Genomic DNA, 18023 nt, shown 5'->3' on the forward strand with positions numbered 1-18023 from the left:
CCGGAGCACATCATGGATATCCGCCCCATCCTCACCACCCTGCGCCGGCACAAGACCGCCGCGGCACTGATCGTGCTGGAGATCGCGCTGACCTGCGCGATCGTCTGCAACGCGCTGTTCCTGATCGGCCAGCGCATCGAGAAAATCAGCCAACCCAGCGGCATCGCCGAAAGCGAACTGATCGAAGTCCGTCTCGGCGGCATCGGCAAGCAGGTCAACGTACCTGCGCGAACCCGCGAGGACCTGGCCGCCCTGCGCAGCATCCCCGGCGTCAAGAATGCGGTGACGCTCAACCAGCTGCCGTTCCGCAACGGGTCCTGGAACACCAGCCTGTCCTTGACCCCCGACCAGGAACGGCCGACCCTCAACGCCTCGCAGTACTTCTCCAGTGAAGGCACGTTGGACACCCTGGGCCTGTCACTGGTTGCAGGACGTGACTTCGAGGCCGACGAACATCGCGACCTGCAGGACGCCATGGCCGATGAGAAGGTCGTCGACAAGGGCTCCTCGGTGATCCTGACCCAGGCTGCCGCCGAGAAGATGTTCCCGGGCGCAGAGGCAGTGGGCAAGACCGTGTACTCCGGGCGCATGCCAATGCGCGTGGTCGGCGTGGTCAAGGAGCTGGCGCGTCCCACCAACCGCAACGCCGACACCCGCTACTCGTTGCTGTTGCCGCTGCGCGTGGGCTATGACGATGGCTTCTACGTGATCCGCGTCACCGACCCTGCGCGTCGCGATGAAGTGATCAAGGCCGCCGTCACCGCACTGGAACGGGTGGATCCGAGCCGCCTGGTCCGGGCCAAACTCACCTATCAGGAGCAGCGCGAGAAGTACTTCGCCAACGACCGTGCGATGGTCGGCCTGCTGATCACCGTGTGCGTGGCGCTGCTGGTGGTGACCGCCCTGGGCATCGTCGGCCTGGCCAGCTTCTGGGTGCAGCAGCGGACCAAGCAGATCGGTATCCGACGTGCGCTGGGCGCCACCCGCGGGCAGATCCTGCGCTACTTCCAGACCGAGAACTTCCTGCTGGCCACGGTTGGTATCGTGCTGGGCATGCTGATGGCCTACACCATCAACCTGTACCTGATGAACAACTACGAGCTGCCGCGCATGCCGATCTTCTACCTGCCCGTCGGTGCGGTACTGCTGTGGCTGCTGGGTCAGATCGCCGTGTTCGGCCCGGCCCACCGCGCCGCGGCGGTGCCACCGGCCGTCGCGACCCGGAGCGCCTGAGGTGCGTCCGCTGCGTGCCCCGGCCCCGCCCGCAGCGCCACCGCCGCCCCGGCGTTGACGTGCCGCCGGCGGGCACCCTGCCCGCCGGCCCGGCGCTCCGGTACTCTTGACCCTTCCCTTGCCTCTTTCGCTGCCGCATGCCTTCGATTCTGATCATTGACGACAACGCCAGCGTCGGGACCGCACTGGAAGTGCTGTTCTCGCTGCACGACATCGACGCGCTGCACGCGCTGTCGCCCGATGCCGGGCTGGCGATGCTGGAACAGCAGCCGGTGGACCTGGTCATCCAGGACATGAACTTCACCGAGGACACCACCTCCGGTGAGGAGGGCGAAGCCCTGTTCCAGCAGATCCGCAGCCGTCACCCGGACCTGCCGGTGATCCTGCTCACTGCCTGGACCCAGCTCAGCAGCGCGGTGGACCTGGTCAAGGCCGGCGCCGCCGACTACCTGGCCAAACCCTGGGATGACCGCAAGCTGCTGACCACGGTCAACAACCTGCTGGAACTGTCTGAAACCCGGCGCGAGCTGGACCGTCGCCGCGACCGTGAGCAGCGCAACCGCAACGCACTGGAAGCACGCTACGACCTGCGTGGCGCGGTGGTGGCCGACCCGGCCAGCGAACGTGTGGTCAGCCTGGCCTGCCAGGTCGCACGCTCGGAACTGCCGGTACTGATCACCGGCCCCAACGGCGCGGGCAAGGAAAAGATCGCCGAGATCATCCAGGCCAACTCGCTGGTGGCCAAGGGCGCGTTCGTCGCGCTCAACTGCGGTGCGATTCCTTCCGAACTGATCGAAGCCGAACTGTTCGGCAGCGAGGCCGGTGCCTACACCGGCGCGAACAAGGCCCGTGAGGGCAAGTTCGACGCCGCCGATGGCGGCACCCTGTTCCTCGATGAAATCGGCAACCTGTCGCTGGGCGGGCAGATGAAACTGCTGCGCGTGCTGGAAACCGGACGCTTCGAGCGGCTGGGTTCCAATCGCGAACGCCAGGTCAAAGTCCGCGTCATCAGCGCCACCAACGCCGACCTGCCCGCGATGATCCGCGACGGCACCTTCCGCGAAGACCTTTACTACCGTCTCAACACCGTCGAGCTTGCACTGCCGCCGTTGGCCGAGCGGCCCGGCGACATCCTGCCGCTGGCCGAGCGCTTCCTGGTGGCCGGCAAGCCGCTGACCGCAGCCGCCGCCAGTGCGTTGCAACGCCATCCCTGGCCGGGCAACGTGCGCGAACTGCGCAACGTCATCCAGCGCGCCGAGCTGCTGGCCAGTGGCCCGCGCATCGATGTCGGCGACCTCAACCTGCCGCGCGCACCGGCGCCGCGCGCGGCCTCGCCCGGCGTGGATCCGGATCGCCAGCGGATCGAAGCGACGCTGGTACGCAACCACGGCATCATCGCCCAGGCCGCCGCCGAGCTCGGACTGAGCCGGCAGGCGCTGTATCGGCGCATGGACCGCTACGGCATCCCCCGCGAATGAAGCGGGGCTCCTTCACCACCCGCCTGTTCCTGCGCCTGCTGCCGGTGCTGGCGCTGGCTGCCGCGTTGCCGTGGCTGCTGGCGTACTGGCTGGACCATGGCTGGGTGATCACCGGCATTTCCACGGTCACGCTGCTGGCATTGATGTGGTGGAGCCTGCGCCGTGCCACCGAACCGGTGCGCTCGCTGCTGCGGGCGTTGTCGGGCACCACCAGCAGCTACCGCGACGGCGAGTACAACTTCGGCGTGTACTGGCCCGGCAACGATGAGCTGGGCGATCTGGTGCAGGCCCATCGCGAGCTCGGCGACGTGCTGCGCGAGCAGCGCCAGGGCCTGGTCCAGCGCGAGCTGCTGCTCGATACGATGGTGCAGAACACGCCGGTGTCGATGTTGCTGCTGGCCAATGGCGGCGATGGCATCCAGCGCGTGGTGTTCTCCAACCTGGCCGCGCGCAAGCTGCTGCACAACGGCTGGAAGCTGGAAGGCCAGCGCATGCAGGACGTGCTGGAAACGATGCCGCAGGAGTTGCGCGATGCGATCACGCGCGGTGGCGACAGCCTGTTTGCGATCCGCGAGGAGGATGTCGATGAAGAAGGCGAAGACGAGCAGGTGTATCACCTGTCGCGGCGCAACTTCCATCTCAACGGCCGGCCGCACGATCTGCTGCTGATCCGCCTGCTGACGGCCGAGTTGCGCCGCCAGGAAGTGCAGACCTGGAAGAAGGTGATCCGGGTGATCAGCCATGAGTTGAACAACTCGCTGGCACCGATCGCCTCGTTGGCGCACTCCGGGGGCGAGCTGGTCCGGCGTGGTAAGACCGAACGGCTCGAAGAAGTGTTCGCCACCATCGAAGACCGTGCCCGCCATCTGGAAGGCTTCATCCGCGGCTACGCGCGCTTCGCCAAGCTGCCGCAGCCGCAGCTGCAGAACGTGCAGTGGCTGCAGTTCCTGACCAGCCTGCAGCACCAGATTCCGTTCCGCATGGCCGATATCCCCGACGACCTGCACAGCCGCGTGGACATCGCCCAGCTCGGCCAGGCGCTGCTCAACCTGCTGAAGAACGCACACGAGGCCTGCGGCGAAGCCGAGCCGCCCACCGACGATGTCGAACTGCGCCTGACCCGGTTGCCGCAGTGGCTGCGGCTGGAAATCCTGGACCGCGGCAAGGGCATGAACGAGCAGGTGCTGCAGAACGCGCTGATGCCGTTCTATTCCACCAAGCGCAACGGCACCGGACTGGGGCTGGCGTTGACCCGCGAGATCGTCGAAGCACACGGCGGGCGGATTTCACTGCAGAACCGCCGCGAAGGCGGGCTCTGCGTGGCGATATTCCTGCCCGCCACCCCTGCGTAATGCCGGCCGACGGCCGGCATTACAGGGGTCAGGTCTTCTTGACCGGCCGCTTCCAGCCATCGATGGTTTCCTGGCGCACCCGCGCCAGGGTCAGCTTGCCATCGGGCGCGTTGCGGGTGATCACCGAACCGGCGGCGATGGTGGCGCCTTCGCCGATCACCACCGGGGCCACCAGCGAACTGTTGGAACCGATGAAGGCGTGGTCGCCGATGGTGGTCTGCGACTTGTTCACCCCGTCGTAGTTGCAGGTGATGGTGCCGGCACCGATGTTGACCTTGCTGCCGATCACCGCATCGCCCAGATAGGTGAGGTGGTTGGCCTTGCTGCCCGCACCGAGCGTGACCTTCTTGGTTTCCACGAAGTTGCCCACGTGCGCGCCCTCGCCCAGCAGCGTGCCCGGGCGCAGCCGCGCGAACGGACCAATGTCGGCCGCGCCTTCGCTGACCACGCCGTCCAGGTCGCAATGCGGCTTCACCACCGTGCCGGCGCCGAGGGTGACGTCCTTCAAGCGGGTGAACGCGCCGATGCTGACCCCGTCGCCGAGCACCACCCGGCCTTCCAGGATCACGTTGACGTCGATCTGCACATCGCGGCCCACACTGACCGTGCCACGGATGTCCAGCCGGCTCGGATCCAGCACGCGTGCGCCCTGTGCGCACAGCGCACGCACCTCGCGCAGCTGCCAGGCCCGCTCCAGCTGGGACAGCTGCCACGGATCGTTGGCGCCCTCGGCTTCCTGTGCGTCCTCGACGAAGGCCATGTCGGCCGGCGTGTAATCGTGGGCGGCTGCGGCGAACACGTCGGTCAGGTAGTACTCGCCCTGCGCGTTGGCGTTGGACAGCTGCGACAACCAGCGCCGCAGCGCGGTGGATTCGGCGGTGATGATGCCGGTGTTGATGGTGCGGATGGCCAGCTGTTCGTCATTGGCATCCTTCTGCTCGACGATCGCCGCGACCCGGCCCTCGGCATTGCGCACGATGCGGCCATAGCCGGTCGGATTGGCCACTTCGGCCACCAGCACGGCCAGGCGGGCCTGCTGCGCCAGCAGGTGGCGCAACGTGTCGGCACGGATCAGCGGCACATCGCCGTACAGCACCAGCACCGTGGCCGCATCGGGCACCTGCGGCATCGCCTGCTGCACCGCATGCCCGGTGCCCAGCTGCTGCGCCTGTTCGGCCCAAAGCAGGTCGGGCTGGTCGGCAAAGGCCTCACGCACGGCTTCGCCGCCATGCCCGTAGACCACATGGATGGCTGCGGGCTGCAACTGGCGCGCGGCGTCGATGACATGGGCCAGCATCGGGCGCCCGGCGATCGGCTGCAGCACCTTGGGCAGGGCCGACTTCATGCGCTTGCCAGCGCCGGCGGCGAGGAGGATGACGTGCAGGGCTTGGGTCATGGGGCAGCGTGTGTGGGCGGTAGTGGCTGCGATTCTAGAACGCAGACAGTTAACATGCTGCGTTTCCGCACCGGTATCGCCTTCCCGTGAGCCTGATCCGCCAAGGCAGCCGCTTCATCCTCATCGGCCTGGTCCAGCTTGTCGTGGACTGGGCGGTGTTCGTCGGTGCCACCGCGCTGGGCATGCCGACCGTGCCGGCCAACGTGCTGGGCCGCGTGTGCGGCATGCTGCTGGGGTTCTGGCTCAACGGCCGCTATACGTTTGCCGCAGACGGCACCCAACGGCTCGGCTGGGCGCGTTTCGCGCGGTTCCTCGCCCTGTGGCTGCTGTTGACCGCAGTGAGTACGCTGCTGGTCACCCTGGCGGCGCAGCAGTTGGGCCTGGCCTATGCCTGGCTGGCCAAACCGATCGTTGAAGGCGGCCTGGCCGCCGTGTCGTTCCTGCTGATGCGGCGCTTCGTCTACCGCTGAGCGGCCCGTGTGGAAACCGGGCACCGAAGCGGTGCCCGGCCGGAATCAACTTACTCGCACTTCAGGGCGCTGGCGACCTGGGCGAACTGGTCGTTGGCCGACTTGCAGCCCGCTTCAAGCGCGGTCTTGTCCTGCATGGTGGCCCACTGGGCCTTGGCCTGGTCCACGCCCTGCTGGAAGGCAGCGGCCGTCTGCGGGTTGGACTTGTCGAAGCAGGCCTTGGCGCGGGTCAGGTAGGCTTCGCAGCTCTGCGGCAGGCCCGCCATGCCGGCATCAGCAGCCGGGGCAGCGGTGGTCGGTGCCGCGGTGTCCGGTGCAGCAGCGGCCGGCGCGGCCGCTTCCGGAGCGGGGGTAGCAGGTGCAGCCGCGTCGTCCTTCTTGCCACACGCGACCAGGCCGGTGAGGGCCACAGCGAGAATCAGTGCATTCTTGAACATGGTCTTTCCTTGATTGAACGGTCAGGTTTCAGATGCCTGCATGACAATTTCCGGCCGCGCACGTCCGGGTGCATGTCTTGGGCAGGTGCACTTCTAGCATCAATGCCTCGCAGAGTCATCATGGGGCTGATCAGGGCCGCGCGTCGTGCTCGCAGAAACCCACCGTTGCCCGCACCAGTGCAATACGATTTGCCTCCTGCACCTGCGCCCCCGGCGCGGTCTGCCGGGCGATGGCCTGTGCCAAGCGGCGCGGGCAGTCCGGGGCGGCACGCACATCATCCACGCGCGCCCAGTGCGCCAGCAGCTGCTGGTCAAGGGTATCGATGCGTTCGCGGATCGCCTCCAGCGATGGGGCCGGCGGTGGCGGCGTGCCCAGCGCGAAGCGGTGCACGTCCAGATGCTGCAGCAGCTTGTTGGCCTCGATCAGCTGGCGGTAGCCGGCTACCACGCGGTCCGGATCCAGCCCCATCTGCACCGCGCGTGCGCGCTTGTCCTCCAGCACCGCCGCCTCGCGCTGCGGGTCTTCGATCGGGCGTCCGGCCGGATACTTGAAGGCCGCCACGTCGTGGGCGATCGCGTTGCGCGCGGCCACCCGCCCAATCCAGTCGTCCAGGCTGTCCAACGGCGCGCGGGCGGACACGTTGGCGCACAGCAGCAGGCTGCAGGCCATCGCGATGGCCGTGGAGATACGTGCAGGAATCATCATCAGGACTCGGCCATGGGGTAGCGTTGATTCTGCCTGCCGCACCTGTACGCCGGTGCAGGGTCGATCACAGTCCCGACCATCGCCGCGCAGCGTGGCCCAGATACGACAACGCCGGCACAAGGCCGGCGCGGTCGAACAAACTTCAGGCGTGCTGCTCAGTGCTTGAGGGTCTTGCGCAGACGTTCCAGCGCCTGCAGCTGGACCACGGCTTCAGCCAGCTTCTGCTGTGCCTCGGCCACGTCCATCGCTTCGCCACGGTTGGCCAGCATGCGCTCGGCTTCTTCCTTGGCCTTGCGCACCGACGCTTCGTCGATGTCCTGGGCACGGATCGCGGTGTCGGCCAGCACGGTCACGACCTGCGGCTGCACCTCGAGGATGCCGCCGGAGATGGCGAAATCCAGCTGCTCGCCATTCGGCGTGGTCACCACCACCTTGCCCGGCTTCAGGCGGGTGATCAGCGGGGCATGCTTGGGCGCAATGCCCAGCTCGCCCAGCTCACCGGTGGCCACGACCAGGGTTGCTTCACCCCGGAAGATTTCCTGCTCGGCGCTGACGATGTCGCAACGAATGGTGCTCATGTAACTCTCTTCGCTAGGGGGCGGGTGTTACCCACCGCAGGGATTCCGCAGCGGTGGGCCTGCGCCCACCCCGTGTCACGGTCGGGACGGGCGTGTGCCCGTCCCTGCCGCATCAGGCCTTCTCGGCCATCTTCTTGGCTTTCTCAACCGCTTCTTCGATGCTGCCGACCATGTAGAACGCCTGCTCCGGCAGGTGGTCGTACTCGCCATCGACGATGGCCTTGAAGCCACGGATGGTGTCCTTCAGCGACACGTATTTGCCCGGCGAACCGGTGAACACTTCGGCCACGTGGAACGGCTGGCTGAAGAAGCGCTCGATCTTGCGGGCGCGGGTCACGGCCTGCTTGTCTTCTTCGGACAGTTCGTCCATGCCCAGGATGGCGATGATGTCCTTCAGTTCCTTGTACTTCTGCAAGGTCTGCTGGACGCGCTGGGCGGTGTCGTAATGCTCGTGGCCGATGACCAGCGGGTCCATCTGGCGGCTGGTGGAATCCAGCGGATCCACGGCCGGATAGATACCCAGCGAGGCGATCGAACGCGACAGGGTCACGGTCGAATCCAAGTGGGCGAACGTGGTGGCCGGCGACGGATCGGTCAAGTCATCGGCGGGCACGTAGACGGCCTGGATCGAGGTGATCGAGCCATTCTTGGTCGAGGTGATGCGCTCCTGCAGGACGCCCATTTCCTCGGCCAGGGTCGGCTGATAGCCCACGGCCGACGGCATACGGCCCAGCAGCGCGGACACTTCGGTGCCGGCCAGGGTGTAGCGGTAGATGTTGTCGACGAACAGCAGCACGTCCTTGCCCTTGCCGTTTTCGTCCTTCTCGTCGCGGAAGTATTCGGCCATGGTCAGGCCGGTCAGCGCGACGCGCAGGCGGTTGCCCGGCGGCTCGTTCATCTGGCCGTACACCATCGCGACCTTGTCCAGGACGTTGGAGTCCTTCATCTCGTGGTAGAAGTCGTTGCCCTCACGGGTACGCTCACCCACGCCGGCGAACACGGACAGACCGCTGTGCGCCTTGGCGATGTTGTTGATCAGTTCCATCATGTTGACGGTCTTGCCGACGCCGGCGCCGCCGAACAGGCCGACCTTGCCGCCCTTGGCGAACGGGCACATCAGGTCGATGACCTTGATGCCGGTTTCCAGCAGCTCGGTGGCCGGGGACTGGTCTTCGTACGACGGCGCTTCGCGGTGGATTTCCCAGCTGTCGCTGGCGGTCACCGGACCGGCTTCGTCGATCGGACGACCCAGCACGTCCATGATGCGGCCCAGCGTGCCCGCGCCGACCGGCACCGAGATGGCGCGTTCGGTGTTGGTGGCAACCAGGTTGCGCTTCAGGCCGTCGGTGGAGCCCAGCGCGATGCAGCGGACCACGCCGTCACCCAGCTGCTGCTGCACTTCCAGCGTGATTTCGGTGTTGTCCACCTTCAGCGCGTGGTACACCCTCGGCACCGACTCGCGGGGGAATTCGACGTCGACGACGGCGCCGATGATCTGAACGATCTTGCCCTGACTCATTGCTGCAATCCTCTAATGTGTGCTTTGACTGTGCGCGTCAGACTGCTGCCGCGCCGCCGACGATTTCGGAGATTTCCTGGGTGATCGCTGCCTGCCGGGCCTTGTTGTAGACCAGCTGCAGGGTTCCGATCAGCTTGTTCGCGTTGTCACTGGCCGACTTCATCGCGACCATGCGGGCTGCATGCTCGGACGCGACGTTTTCCAGCACGGCCTGGTACACCAGCGACTCGACGTACCGCGTCATCACGTGCTCAAGCACGGTCGCAGCGTCGGGTTCGTACAGGTAGTCCCAGTCGTGGTGCGCAATCTGCTTCTCAGCGGCCGGCAACGGCAGCAGCTGGTCGAAGCTGGCCTTCTGCGTCATCGTGTTGATGAAGCGGTTGTAGACCAGATACACGCGGTCGACCTTGCCTTCGGTGAACGCATCGAGCATCACCTTGATCACACCGATCAGCTGTTCCAGGTGCGGTACGTCGCCCATGTGGGTGACGCTGCCGACCATGTTGACCTTGATGCGGCGGAAGAAGGTGGACGCCTTCTGGCCCACGGTGACCACATCGATCTCGGCACCCTTGTCCTGGTACTGGCGGACTTCGCCCAGCATCTTGCGGAACAGGTTGTTGTTCAGGCCGCCGGCCAGGCCGCGGTCCGAGGAGATCACGATGTAACCGACCCGCTTGACCTCGTCGCGCTGGACCAGGAACGGATGCTGGTAATCGGTGCTGGCCTGGGCCAGGTGACCGATCACCTGCTTCATCGCCTGCGCATACGGACGCGACGTCTTCATCCGCTCCTGCGCCTTGCGGATCTTGGAGGCCGAGACCATTTCGAGCGCACGCGTCACCTTGCGGGTGTTCTGCACGCTCTTGATCTTGGTTTTGATTTCGCGTCCGCTTGCCATCTCTTATTCCCGTGGCGCGGGGGGATTCCCCGCGTTTGACGTAGAGCGGAGCCAGGCTCCGCTGCTTTCAGTCGAGCCGAGCAGTGCTCGGCTCTACAGGACCGGTATTACCAGCTGCCGGTGGTCTTGAACTCGGAGATGCCCTGCTTGAAGGCCGCTTCGATGTCGTTGTCCCAACCGCCGGTGGCGTTGATCTTGCTGATCAGCTCGCCCTGGGTGTTGGCGAAGTGGGCGTGCAGGCCCTCTTCCAGCGCCAGCAGCTTGTTGACCGGCACGTCGTCGAGGTAACCCTCGTTGACGGCGTAGATGGTCAGCGCCTGGTTGGCGATCGACATCGGGGCGTACTGCTTCTGCTTCATCAGCTCGGTGACGCGCTGACCGCGCTCAAGCTGCTTGCGGGTGGCTTCGTCCAGGTCCGAGGCGAACTGCGCGAACGCAGCCAGCTCACGGTACTGGGCCAGCGAGATACGGATGCCGCCAGACAGCTTCTTGATGATCTTGGTCTGGGCTGCACCACCGACGCGCGACACCGAGATACCGGCGTTCACGGCCGGGCGGATGCCCGAGTTGAACAGATCGGTTTCCAGGAAGATCTGGCCGTCGGTGATCGAGATCACGTTGGTCGGCACGAATGCCGAGACGTCACCGGCCTGGGTTTCGATGATCGGCAGCGCGGTCAGCGAGCCGGTCTTGCCCGTGACGGCACCGTTGGTGAACTTCTCCACATACGCTTCGGACACGCGGGCAGCGCGTTCGAGCAGGCGGGAGTGCAGGTAGAACACGTCACCCGGGTAGGCTTCACGGCCCGGCGGGCGCTTGAGCAGCAGCGAGATCTGGCGGTAGGCCACGGCCTGCTTGGACAGATCGTCGTACACGATCAGCGCGTCTTCGCCGCGGTCCATGAAGTACTCACCCATGGTGCAGCCCGAGTAGGCGCTGATGTACTGCATCGCGGCCGATTCGGACGCGGTGGCAGCCACCACCACGGTGTGCGCCATGGCGCCGTTCTCTTCCAGCTTGCGCACGATGTTGGCCACGGTCGAGGCCTTCTGGCCGATCGCGACGTACACGCACTTGATGCCGGTGTTCTTCTGGTTGATCACCGCATCGATGGCCAGGGCGGTCTTGCCGGTCTGGCGGTCACCGATGAGCAGCTCGCGCTGGCCGCGGCCGATCGGGATCATGGAATCGACCGACTTGTAACCGGTCTGCACCGGCTGGTCGACCGACTTGCGCCAGATCACGCCCGGCGCCACGCGCTCCACCGGCGCGGTGGCCTGTGCAGCGATCGGGCCCTTGCCGTCGATCGGCTCGCCGAGCGCGTTGACCACGCGGCCGAGCATTTCCGGACCGACCGGCACTTCCAGGATGCGGCCGGTGGTCTTGGCGACATCGCCTTCGCGCAGGTGCTCATAGCCACCCAGGACCACGGCGCCGACCGAGTCGCGCTCCAGGTTCAGGGCCAGGGCGAAGGTGTTGTTCGGCAGTTCGATCATTTCGCCCTGCATCACGTCGGCCAGACCGAAGATGCGCACGATGCCGTCGGACACGCTGGTCACGGTGCCTTCGTTGCGCGATTCCGCGGCCAGCTTGACCTTCTCGATGCGGTTCTTGATCAGTTCGCTGATTTCGGAGGGGTTGAGCGTGGTTGCCATCGTCAAGTCCTAGTGCCGGCGATCACGCCGGACGTTAAATGAATTCAGTTAGCGAGCGCGGTCTGCAGGCGCGACAGCTTGCCCTTGAGCGAGCCATCGATGACCACGTCGCCGGCGTCGATGACGGCACCGCCGATCAACGAAGCATCGACTGCGGTCGAGACGTCCACTTCACGGCCGAAGCGCTTGCGCAGCGCGGCCTTGATGGCGTCCAGCTCGGCAGCGGACAGTTCCGTGGCCGAGGTCACGGTGGCCTTGACCACGTGTTCGGCTTCCGCGCGCAGCTGGTCGTACATGCCGGCGATTTCCGGCAGCAGCGGCAGACGGTGCGCTTCGGCCAGTACGGCCAGGAAGCGCCCGAAGGTCTCGCTGCTCGATTCCGGGGCCAGCAACGCGACGGCATCGCCGCGGTCCAGTTCCGGATTCGACAGCAAGGCCGCCACGCGCGGGTCGGCGGCTACGTGGGCGGAGAACGCAAGCGCGTCCGACCACGGCGCGAACGTGCCTTCGTCGCGCGCGGTCGCGAACGCGGCGCGGGCATACGGGCGTGCAAGCGTGAGGGCCTGGCTCATCGATCAGATCTCCGAGGCCAGCTCGTCGAGCAGCGCCTTGTGGGCGTTGGCGTCGATTTCGCGCTTGAGCAGCTTTTCGGCACCGCTTACGGCCAGCGCGGACACCTGCTTGCGCAGATCCTCACGGGCACGGTTGGCGGCAGCTTCGATCTCGGCGTAGGCCAGATCTTTCTGGCGGTTCGCTTCAACGATGGCTTCGTTCTTGGCGGCGTCAACGATCTGGTTGGCGCGTGCATGGGCCTGGTCAATGATTTCGTTGGCCTTGCTGCGCGCGTCCTTCAGAGCTTCGTTGACCTTATCCTGCGCCTGGGCCAGATCCTTCTGGCTGCGGTCGGCAGCGGCGAGGCCTTCAGCGATCTTCTGCTGGCGCTCTTCGATGGCATTCATCAGCGGCGGCCAGATCTTGGTCGCGATGATCCAGATCAGACCGGCAAACGCCAGTGCCTGGGCAACGAGGGTAAAACCGATTTCCATGGGGTTCGCTCAATCTGGGGTGACGGGGTGGACGCGCCGCGGTGGCGGCGCACCCGATCCTTCATCCGCGATCAGGCGCTCAAGGCGCCTGATCGTTCGCTTACAGCTGGATCAGCCGGCAACCAGCTTGGCCTGGTCCAGCAGGGCCTGCGACAGCGGGTTGGCGAAGGCCAGCAGCAGGCCGACGGCGACCGAGATGATGAACGCGGCGTCGATCAGGCCGGCGGTGATGAACATGCGGACCTGCAGAACCGGGATCAGTTCCGGCTGGCGGGCAGCCGATTCCAGGAACTTACCAGCCATGATGGCCAGGCCCAGGCCAGCGCCCAGCGCGGCCAGGCCGATCATGATGCCGACGGCAAGGGCGGTGGAGCTCTGAATCTGCGCGAAGTTGGTCAGGACGGCGAAGTACATGGTTATCTCCAGGAACTTAAGTTGCTAAGGGTAATGAAACGGATGAAGGGTGAAGCGAAAACTTAGTGAGCGTCTTCCGACAGGCTCAGGTACACGATGGTCAGCATCATGAAGATGAAGGCCTGCAGCGGAATCACCAGCAGATGGAACAGCATCCAGCCCAGGCCGAACGCACCACCAGCGATGGCACCGGCGATACCTGCGCCGCCCAGCACCCAGATCAGCAGGAAGACGATTTCGCCGCCGAACATGTTGCCGAACAGTCGCATCGCCAGCGAGATCGGCTTGCTGAGCCACTCGACGATGTTGAGGATCAGGTTGAACGGCATCATCCACTTGCCGAACGGTGCGGTCAGGAATTCCTTGGTGAAACCACCCAGGCCCTTGGCACGCAACGCGAAGAACAGCATCAGGAAGAACACGCTGATCGACATGCCCAGGGTGGCATTGACGTCGGCGGTGGGGACCGGCTTCCAGTACGGGACGCCCAGCAATTCGAGCGGCAGCGCGATGAAGTCGGCCGGGATCATCTTGATGAGGTTCATCAGGAGGATCCAGAAGAAGATCGTGATCGCGATCGGGGTCACCAGCTTGCTGGTGCCGTGGTAGGTGTCCTTGGCCTGGCGGTCAACGAACTCCAGGCAGATCTCGACGAACGCCTGCCACTTGCCTGGAACGCCGGCGGTGGCCTTGCGGGTCGCCATCCAGAAGCCAAACACCATCAACAAACCCATCAGGACCGAAGTCACAATGGTGTCGACGTGAATTGCCCAGAAACCACCTTCCTGCATATGGAACGTCAGGTTGTGCAGGTGATGTTGGATGTAGGAGGTGGGTGTCAGCGCCTCGCCTGCCATGTGTCCGGAACCTTGAGTTAAATAAATTGGATCAGCGCCTGGCCAGAGCCAGGACCTGGAACATCAGCCCGACGGCGATTCCGGCCAACAGCGCCAGTGCAGGCAGCTTGAAGACCACGAAACCCACCATCAGGACGCCGAAAACGAGCACCCACTTCGCCACCACCGCCAGGATCAGGCGGGCCATCGCCGAACCGGCCGCCAGCACCCCACCCCCCAGCGCCATCCGTGCCGCCACCCAGCCCCCTGCCGATACCGCTACGCCGGAGGCCAGCGCGCCCAGCGCGTACTTCTGATCCACCAGCAGCAGGAAAGCCAAAGCCAGGACAGCCACTGCGGCGAGCGGGTAAACCGCTGCGCGCAGCATCAGTCGCCGACCCGAATCAACGGAGTTCAGCACACGTATGTCCTGCATGGTCGTAAGTAGGAAAGGCCGAGGCTGCAAGCAAACGCCTCGTCGAGCCGCCAAATTATAGCAACGGGACAATTTGTGAGACAACCGCTCCCTGTTCATCCCGGAAGGGCCCGCGTTGCTGCATCGCGAAAAATCCGGCGTTTCACCCATGGTCCAATCCCGCCCTGTCAGGGGTTTGGCCTGCTGCGACGCAACATATTGAACTTTGGTCGCGTCGCCCGGTCACACCCATCGACCTGCTGATTCGATCCTCGTCGACGCCCCTGATGCAGGTCTGCAGCCCCAAGTGGCCCCGAGCTCTCTCCGGGGCCACTTTTTTGAGGGCGCTGGCCATGGCCTGGCGACACCGGGCGCCAAACGCGTATTGCAGGGCGTTGCAGCCACCTGGCGTGACCGACGGCACACTTCGGCAGATGAACGGTACACACTGCGTCCACCATACGTTCACGAATGGTGGACGACGCGCTGGGCAGAGTGATTGCACATCACTGAATCACTGCAAGGACCCCTAACGATGCGCCTGATGCTTCCGCTGCTCGCCCTGCCACTGGCCATGGCCGCCCTCACCCATTCGGGCACCGCCAGCGCTGCCGAGGGCGATGATCGCTTCGCGCTGCGCCTGGGCGCGATGAACATCGACTCGGACAACACGATCCGCGGCAACACCAATGTGGCCGGCCAGGACGTGGGGTTCTCCGAGGACTTCAAGCTGGGGGGCAAGGAGTGGGAGCCGCGCATCGACGGCATGTTCCGCATCAGCGACCGCCAGCGGCTGTTGTTCAACTACTTCAAGTACGACAAGGACCGCCGCGAGACGCTGGGTGACGGGGTGTCGTTCGGCGATGTGTCGGTGCCGGCCGGCAGCTTCATCAAGGGCGAGCTGAAGTATCAGGTGGCGAGCCTGGTGTACGACTACTCGGTGGTGGATACCGGGACGTTCGACCTGGGCCTGCAGATCGGTGCGGAGTACGCGAAGGTGAGCACGAAGGCGTATGCGGACGTGGGCGATCTGTACCAGGGGCGCTTCCTGGACGAGAAGACCGATGGCGTGGCACCGGTGGTGGGCGCACGCATGAGCTTCACGCCGTCGGAGAAGTGGATGATCACGCTGCAGGGCCAGTACCTCAACACGCGCTGGGGCAACTTCGATGACTACAAGGGCGACCTGAGCCGCGCCAATGCGATCGTGGATTACAAGCTGACCAACAACTTCGGCCTGTTCGCCGGCTACGACTGGTTCAAGCTGGATGCGGACAAGTCGGGCAGCGATGGCACGATCGGTTTGAAGCAGGAATTCAAGGGCCCGGTGGCCGGTATCAGTGTCACGTTCTAAGCGGTTCTTGCTGCTGCAATACCTCTCTCCGAGCGCGGCAACAGGGTTTCCCTGTTGTCGCGTTTTTTGTTTTTCCGGGGGAGGCGGCGAGTCAAATTCAAGTTCAAATTCAGCGCTTCAGTTGCTATAGGTTGGAGGGCACCGGGGTAGGCCCTATCGGGACACGCCGTGAACCCATCCATGGGGGCTTGTCCACGACATCCATGTCGTGGACAGTCCCGATAGGGCCTACCCCGGTACCCTCCCGATGGATGGCCATCTGTGCGGTTGGGTCGACAATTCGTTCTCCGCGCTTCTTCGGTAGAGCCAAGCCATGCTTGGCGCAGCCGAGCATGGCTCGGCGCTACCGGGGGCGAACAAAAAACCCGGCTTTCGCCGGGTTTTTCGTAGTAGACCAACGTGCCGCTTACTTCTTCTTCGGCATGTACAGATCGGTGATCGTGCCGTCGTAGATTTCCGCGGCCATGGCCACCGATTCGCTCAGCGTCGGGTGCGCGTGGATGGTGTGGCCGATGTCTTCGGCCTCGGCACCCATCTCGATCGCCAGGCCGATTTCGGCCAGCAGATCGCCGGCGTGTACACCTACGATCGCGCCACCGATGATGCGGTGGGTGTCTTCATCGAAGATCAGCTTGGTGAAGCCCTCGGTGCGACCGATACCGATCGCACGGCCACTGGCCGCCCACGGGAACTTGGCCACGCCCACCTTCAGACCCTTGGCCTTGGCCTCGGTCTCGGTCACGCCCACCCAGGCGATTTCCGGGTTGGTGTAGGCCACGGACGGAATCACCCGTGCCACCCACTCCTTCTTCTCGCCCGAGGCCACTTCGGCTGCCAGCTTGCCTTCGTGCGTGGCCTTGTGCGCCAGCATCGGGTTGCCCACGATGTCGCCGATCGCAAAGATGTGAGGCACGTTGGTGCGCATCTGCCGGTCCACCGGAATGAAGCCACGCTCGGTGACCTGCACGCCCGCCTTCCCGGCAGCGATCTTGTTGCCGTTCGGCGAGCGGCCCACAGCCACCAGCACGCGGTCGAAGGCGCTCGCCTCCAGGCCCGGCTTCTCGCCTTCCACCGCGGCCTCGAAGGACACCGTGATACCGGCCTTGTCGGCCTTCACATCGGTCGCCTTGGTCTTCAGGTGCACCACGACGCCCTGCTTCTTCAGGCGGTCCGCCAGCGGCTTGACCAGGTCCTTGTCGGCGCCCGGCATCAGCTGGTCCATGAACTCCACCACGGTCACCTTGCTGCCCAGCGCGGCATACACCGTGGCCATTTCCAGCCCGATGATGCCGCCGCCCACGACCAGCAGCGAGCCGGGAATATCAGCCAGCTCCAGCGCGTCGGTCGAATCCATCACACGCTTGTCGTCCCACGGGAAGTTCGGCAGCTTCACCGCCTGCGAACCGGCGGCGATGATGCACTGCTCGAAGCGCAGCAGCTGGGTCTTGCCGTCGTCGCCGACGATCTCCAGCTCATTGGCCGACACGAACGTCGCCACGCCCTGCACCGTGCGCACCTTGCGCTGCTTGGCCATGCCGGCCAGGCCCTTGGTCAGCTGGGTGACCACCTTTTCCTTGTAGCCGCGCAGCTTGTCCAGCGTGATTGTCGGTTCACCGAACTCCACGCCGAAATCGCCTGCATGGGCCACTTCATCGATCACTGCCGCGGCATGCAGCAGCGCCTTGGACGGAATGCAGCCCACGTTGAGGCAGACGCCGCCGAGGCTGGCGTAGCGCTCGATCAGCACCGTGTCCACGCCCAGGTCGGCCGAACGGAACGCGGCGGTGTAGCCGCCCGGGCCGGCGCCCAGCACCACCATCCTGCATTCGATGTCGGCCGGCTTGCCGGACGACAGGGCCGGCTGCGGCGCGGTCGGTTCGGCCGGGGCGCGGTGCGACGGGGTCACCGGCGGCTTGCTGGCCTCGGCCTCGGCCTTGGGGGCTTCAGCCTTGGCCGGCGCTGCCGGTGCAGCGGCCTCGCCTTCGGCTTCCAGCAGTACCACCACGGCACCCTCGGACAGCGAATCGCCAAGCTTGACCTTGATTTCCTTGACCACGCCGGCCGCCGAAGACGGCACTTCCAGCGTTGCCTTGTCCGATTCCAGCGTGACCAGGCCCTGGTCCTTCTTCACCGTGTCACCCACGGCGACCAGCACTTCGATCACCGGGACATCGCTGTAATCGCCGATGTCGGGCACCTTGATTTCAATTGTGGCCATTCGTGTTCTCCTGGT

General features: G+C 65.2%; 18 protein-coding genes. 5 read left to right on the forward strand and 13 right to left on the reverse strand.

Annotation, left to right across the window (positions count from 1 at the left end):
- Positions 1–12 precede the first annotated feature (12 nt).
- The 3 genes from AC3IPM_RS16795 to AC3IPM_RS16805 all read left to right on the forward strand — a co-directional run bounded on the left by AC3IPM_RS16795 (position 13) and on the right by AC3IPM_RS16805 (position 4063).
- Positions 13–1233 (forward strand): ABC transporter permease, encoded by a 1221-nt coding sequence (locus AC3IPM_RS16795; protein WP_489301383.1) that lies wholly within the window; start codon positions 13–15, stop codon positions 1231–1233.
- 137 nt (positions 1234–1370) lie between these two features.
- Positions 1371–2711, forward strand: coding sequence for a sigma-54-dependent transcriptional regulator (locus tag AC3IPM_RS16800; RefSeq protein WP_489301384.1), 1341 nt, complete (start codon positions 1371–1373; stop codon positions 2709–2711).
- Positions 2708–4063: a sensor histidine kinase gene (locus AC3IPM_RS16805; protein WP_489301385.1), complete on the forward strand. Its 1356-nt coding sequence runs from the start codon at positions 2708–2710 to the stop codon at positions 4061–4063. The genes AC3IPM_RS16800 and AC3IPM_RS16805 overlap by 4 nt, the downstream gene beginning before the upstream one ends.
- A 28-nt stretch (positions 4064–4091) precedes the next feature.
- Here the strand turns inward: AC3IPM_RS16805 and glmU are convergent, their stop codons facing one another.
- On the reverse strand, positions 4092–5459 hold the full coding sequence (gene glmU / locus AC3IPM_RS16810; protein ID WP_489301386.1) for a bifunctional UDP-N-acetylglucosamine diphosphorylase/glucosamine-1-phosphate N-acetyltransferase GlmU: 1368 nt from the start codon (positions 5457–5459) through the stop codon (positions 4092–4094).
- Positions 5460–5545: 86 nt separating this feature from the next.
- Between glmU and AC3IPM_RS16815 the strand changes: the two genes are divergently transcribed.
- Positions 5546–5929, forward strand: a complete 384-nt coding sequence (locus tag AC3IPM_RS16815; RefSeq protein WP_489301387.1) for a GtrA family protein — start codon at positions 5546–5548, stop codon at positions 5927–5929.
- Positions 5930–5979: 50 nt separating this feature from the next.
- Here AC3IPM_RS16815 and AC3IPM_RS16820 read toward each other — a convergent pair whose 3' ends face one another.
- From AC3IPM_RS16820 to AC3IPM_RS16870, 11 genes are all read right to left on the reverse strand, one after another.
- Positions 5980–6366: a hypothetical protein gene (locus tag AC3IPM_RS16820; RefSeq protein WP_489301388.1), complete on the reverse strand. Its 387-nt coding sequence runs from the start codon at positions 6364–6366 to the stop codon at positions 5980–5982.
- 130 nt (positions 6367–6496) lie between these two features.
- Positions 6497–7072, reverse strand: a complete 576-nt coding sequence (locus AC3IPM_RS16825) for a chorismate mutase (protein ID WP_489301389.1) — start codon at positions 7070–7072, stop codon at positions 6497–6499.
- 155 nt (positions 7073–7227) lie between these two features.
- Positions 7228–7650, reverse strand: a complete 423-nt coding sequence (locus tag AC3IPM_RS16830; protein WP_489301390.1) for a F0F1 ATP synthase subunit epsilon — start codon at positions 7648–7650, stop codon at positions 7228–7230.
- A 112-nt stretch (positions 7651–7762) separates the two neighbouring features.
- The gene (gene atpD / locus AC3IPM_RS16835; protein WP_489301391.1) at positions 7763–9169 is read right to left on the reverse strand and encodes a F0F1 ATP synthase subunit beta; all 1407 of its coding nucleotides are present in this window, start codon (positions 9167–9169) and stop codon (positions 7763–7765) included.
- Positions 9170–9206: 37 nt separating this feature from the next.
- Positions 9207–10070, reverse strand: coding sequence for a F0F1 ATP synthase subunit gamma (gene atpG, locus AC3IPM_RS16840; protein WP_489301392.1), 864 nt, complete (start codon positions 10068–10070; stop codon positions 9207–9209).
- 107 nt (positions 10071–10177) lie between these two features.
- Positions 10178–11725, reverse strand: a complete 1548-nt coding sequence (gene atpA / locus AC3IPM_RS16845; RefSeq protein WP_489301393.1) for a F0F1 ATP synthase subunit alpha — start codon at positions 11723–11725, stop codon at positions 10178–10180.
- 44 nt (positions 11726–11769) lie between these two features.
- Positions 11770–12297, reverse strand: a complete 528-nt coding sequence (locus AC3IPM_RS16850) for a F0F1 ATP synthase subunit delta (RefSeq protein WP_489301394.1) — start codon at positions 12295–12297, stop codon at positions 11770–11772.
- 3 nt (positions 12298–12300) lie between these two features.
- The gene (locus tag AC3IPM_RS16855; protein ID WP_489301395.1) at positions 12301–12771 is read right to left on the reverse strand and encodes a F0F1 ATP synthase subunit B; all 471 of its coding nucleotides are present in this window, start codon (positions 12769–12771) and stop codon (positions 12301–12303) included.
- Between the two features lie 111 nt (positions 12772–12882).
- Positions 12883–13185 (reverse strand): F0F1 ATP synthase subunit C, encoded by a 303-nt coding sequence (atpE, locus tag AC3IPM_RS16860; protein ID WP_489301396.1) that lies wholly within the window; start codon positions 13183–13185, stop codon positions 12883–12885.
- 62 nt (positions 13186–13247) lie between these two features.
- Positions 13248–14042 carry a F0F1 ATP synthase subunit A gene (atpB, locus tag AC3IPM_RS16865; protein WP_489301397.1) on the reverse strand — a complete coding sequence of 265 codons (795 nt, stop codon included), beginning with the start codon at positions 14040–14042 and terminating at the stop codon, positions 13248–13250.
- Positions 14043–14073: 31 nt separating this feature from the next.
- On the reverse strand, positions 14074–14442 hold the full coding sequence (locus tag AC3IPM_RS16870; RefSeq protein ID WP_489301398.1) for a hypothetical protein: 369 nt from the start codon (positions 14440–14442) through the stop codon (positions 14074–14076).
- 538 nt (positions 14443–14980) lie between these two features.
- Between AC3IPM_RS16870 and AC3IPM_RS16875 the strand changes: the two genes are divergently transcribed.
- Entirely contained in the window at positions 14981–15790 is an 810-nt protein-coding gene (locus AC3IPM_RS16875) for a hypothetical protein (RefSeq protein ID WP_489304191.1), read from the forward strand.
- A 406-nt stretch (positions 15791–16196) separates the two neighbouring features.
- Here the strand turns inward: AC3IPM_RS16875 and lpdA are convergent, their stop codons facing one another.
- The gene (gene lpdA, locus AC3IPM_RS16880) at positions 16197–18008 is read right to left on the reverse strand and encodes a dihydrolipoyl dehydrogenase (protein ID WP_489301399.1); all 1812 of its coding nucleotides are present in this window, start codon (positions 18006–18008) and stop codon (positions 16197–16199) included.
- Between the last annotated feature and the right edge of the window lie 15 nt (positions 18009–18023).

This window comes from Stenotrophomonas sp. GL_111, from assembly GCF_057835245.1.

Coding starts and splice junctions, on each gene's coding strand:
- AC3IPM_RS16830 (WP_489301390.1), bottom strand. CDS start 7,650: ATGAGCACCATTCGTTGCGACATCGTCAGCGCCGAGCAGGAAATCTTC.
- AC3IPM_RS16820 (WP_489301388.1), bottom strand. CDS start 6,366: ATGTTCAAGAATGCACTGATTCTCGCTGTGGCCCTCACCGGCCTGGTC.
- AC3IPM_RS16800 (WP_489301384.1), top strand. CDS start 1,371: ATGCCTTCGATTCTGATCATTGACGACAACGCCAGCGTCGGGACCGCA.
- atpG (WP_489301392.1), bottom strand. CDS start 10,070: ATGGCAAGCGGACGCGAAATCAAAACCAAGATCAAGAGCGTGCAGAAC.
- AC3IPM_RS16855 (WP_489301395.1), bottom strand. CDS start 12,771: ATGGAAATCGGTTTTACCCTCGTTGCCCAGGCACTGGCGTTTGCCGGT.
- atpD (WP_489301391.1), bottom strand. CDS start 9,169: ATGAGTCAGGGCAAGATCGTTCAGATCATCGGCGCCGTCGTCGACGTC.
- AC3IPM_RS16795 (WP_489301383.1), top strand. CDS start 13: ATGGATATCCGCCCCATCCTCACCACCCTGCGCCGGCACAAGACCGCC.
- lpdA (WP_489301399.1), bottom strand. CDS start 18,008: ATGGCCACAATTGAAATCAAGGTGCCCGACATCGGCGATTACAGCGAT.
- AC3IPM_RS16875 (WP_489304191.1), top strand. CDS start 14,981: ATGCTTCCGCTGCTCGCCCTGCCACTGGCCATGGCCGCCCTCACCCAT.
- AC3IPM_RS16850 (WP_489301394.1), bottom strand. CDS start 12,297: ATGAGCCAGGCCCTCACGCTTGCACGCCCGTATGCCCGCGCCGCGTTC.
- AC3IPM_RS16825 (WP_489301389.1), bottom strand. CDS start 7,072: ATGATGATTCCTGCACGTATCTCCACGGCCATCGCGATGGCCTGCAGC.
- atpE (WP_489301396.1), bottom strand. CDS start 13,185: ATGTACTTCGCCGTCCTGACCAACTTCGCGCAGATTCAGAGCTCCACC.
- glmU (WP_489301386.1), bottom strand. CDS start 5,459: ATGACCCAAGCCCTGCACGTCATCCTCCTCGCCGCCGGCGCTGGCAAG.
- AC3IPM_RS16805 (WP_489301385.1), top strand. CDS start 2,708: ATGAAGCGGGGCTCCTTCACCACCCGCCTGTTCCTGCGCCTGCTGCCG.
- atpB (WP_489301397.1), bottom strand. CDS start 14,042: ATGGCAGGCGAGGCGCTGACACCCACCTCCTACATCCAACATCACCTG.
- atpA (WP_489301393.1), bottom strand. CDS start 11,725: ATGGCAACCACGCTCAACCCCTCCGAAATCAGCGAACTGATCAAGAAC.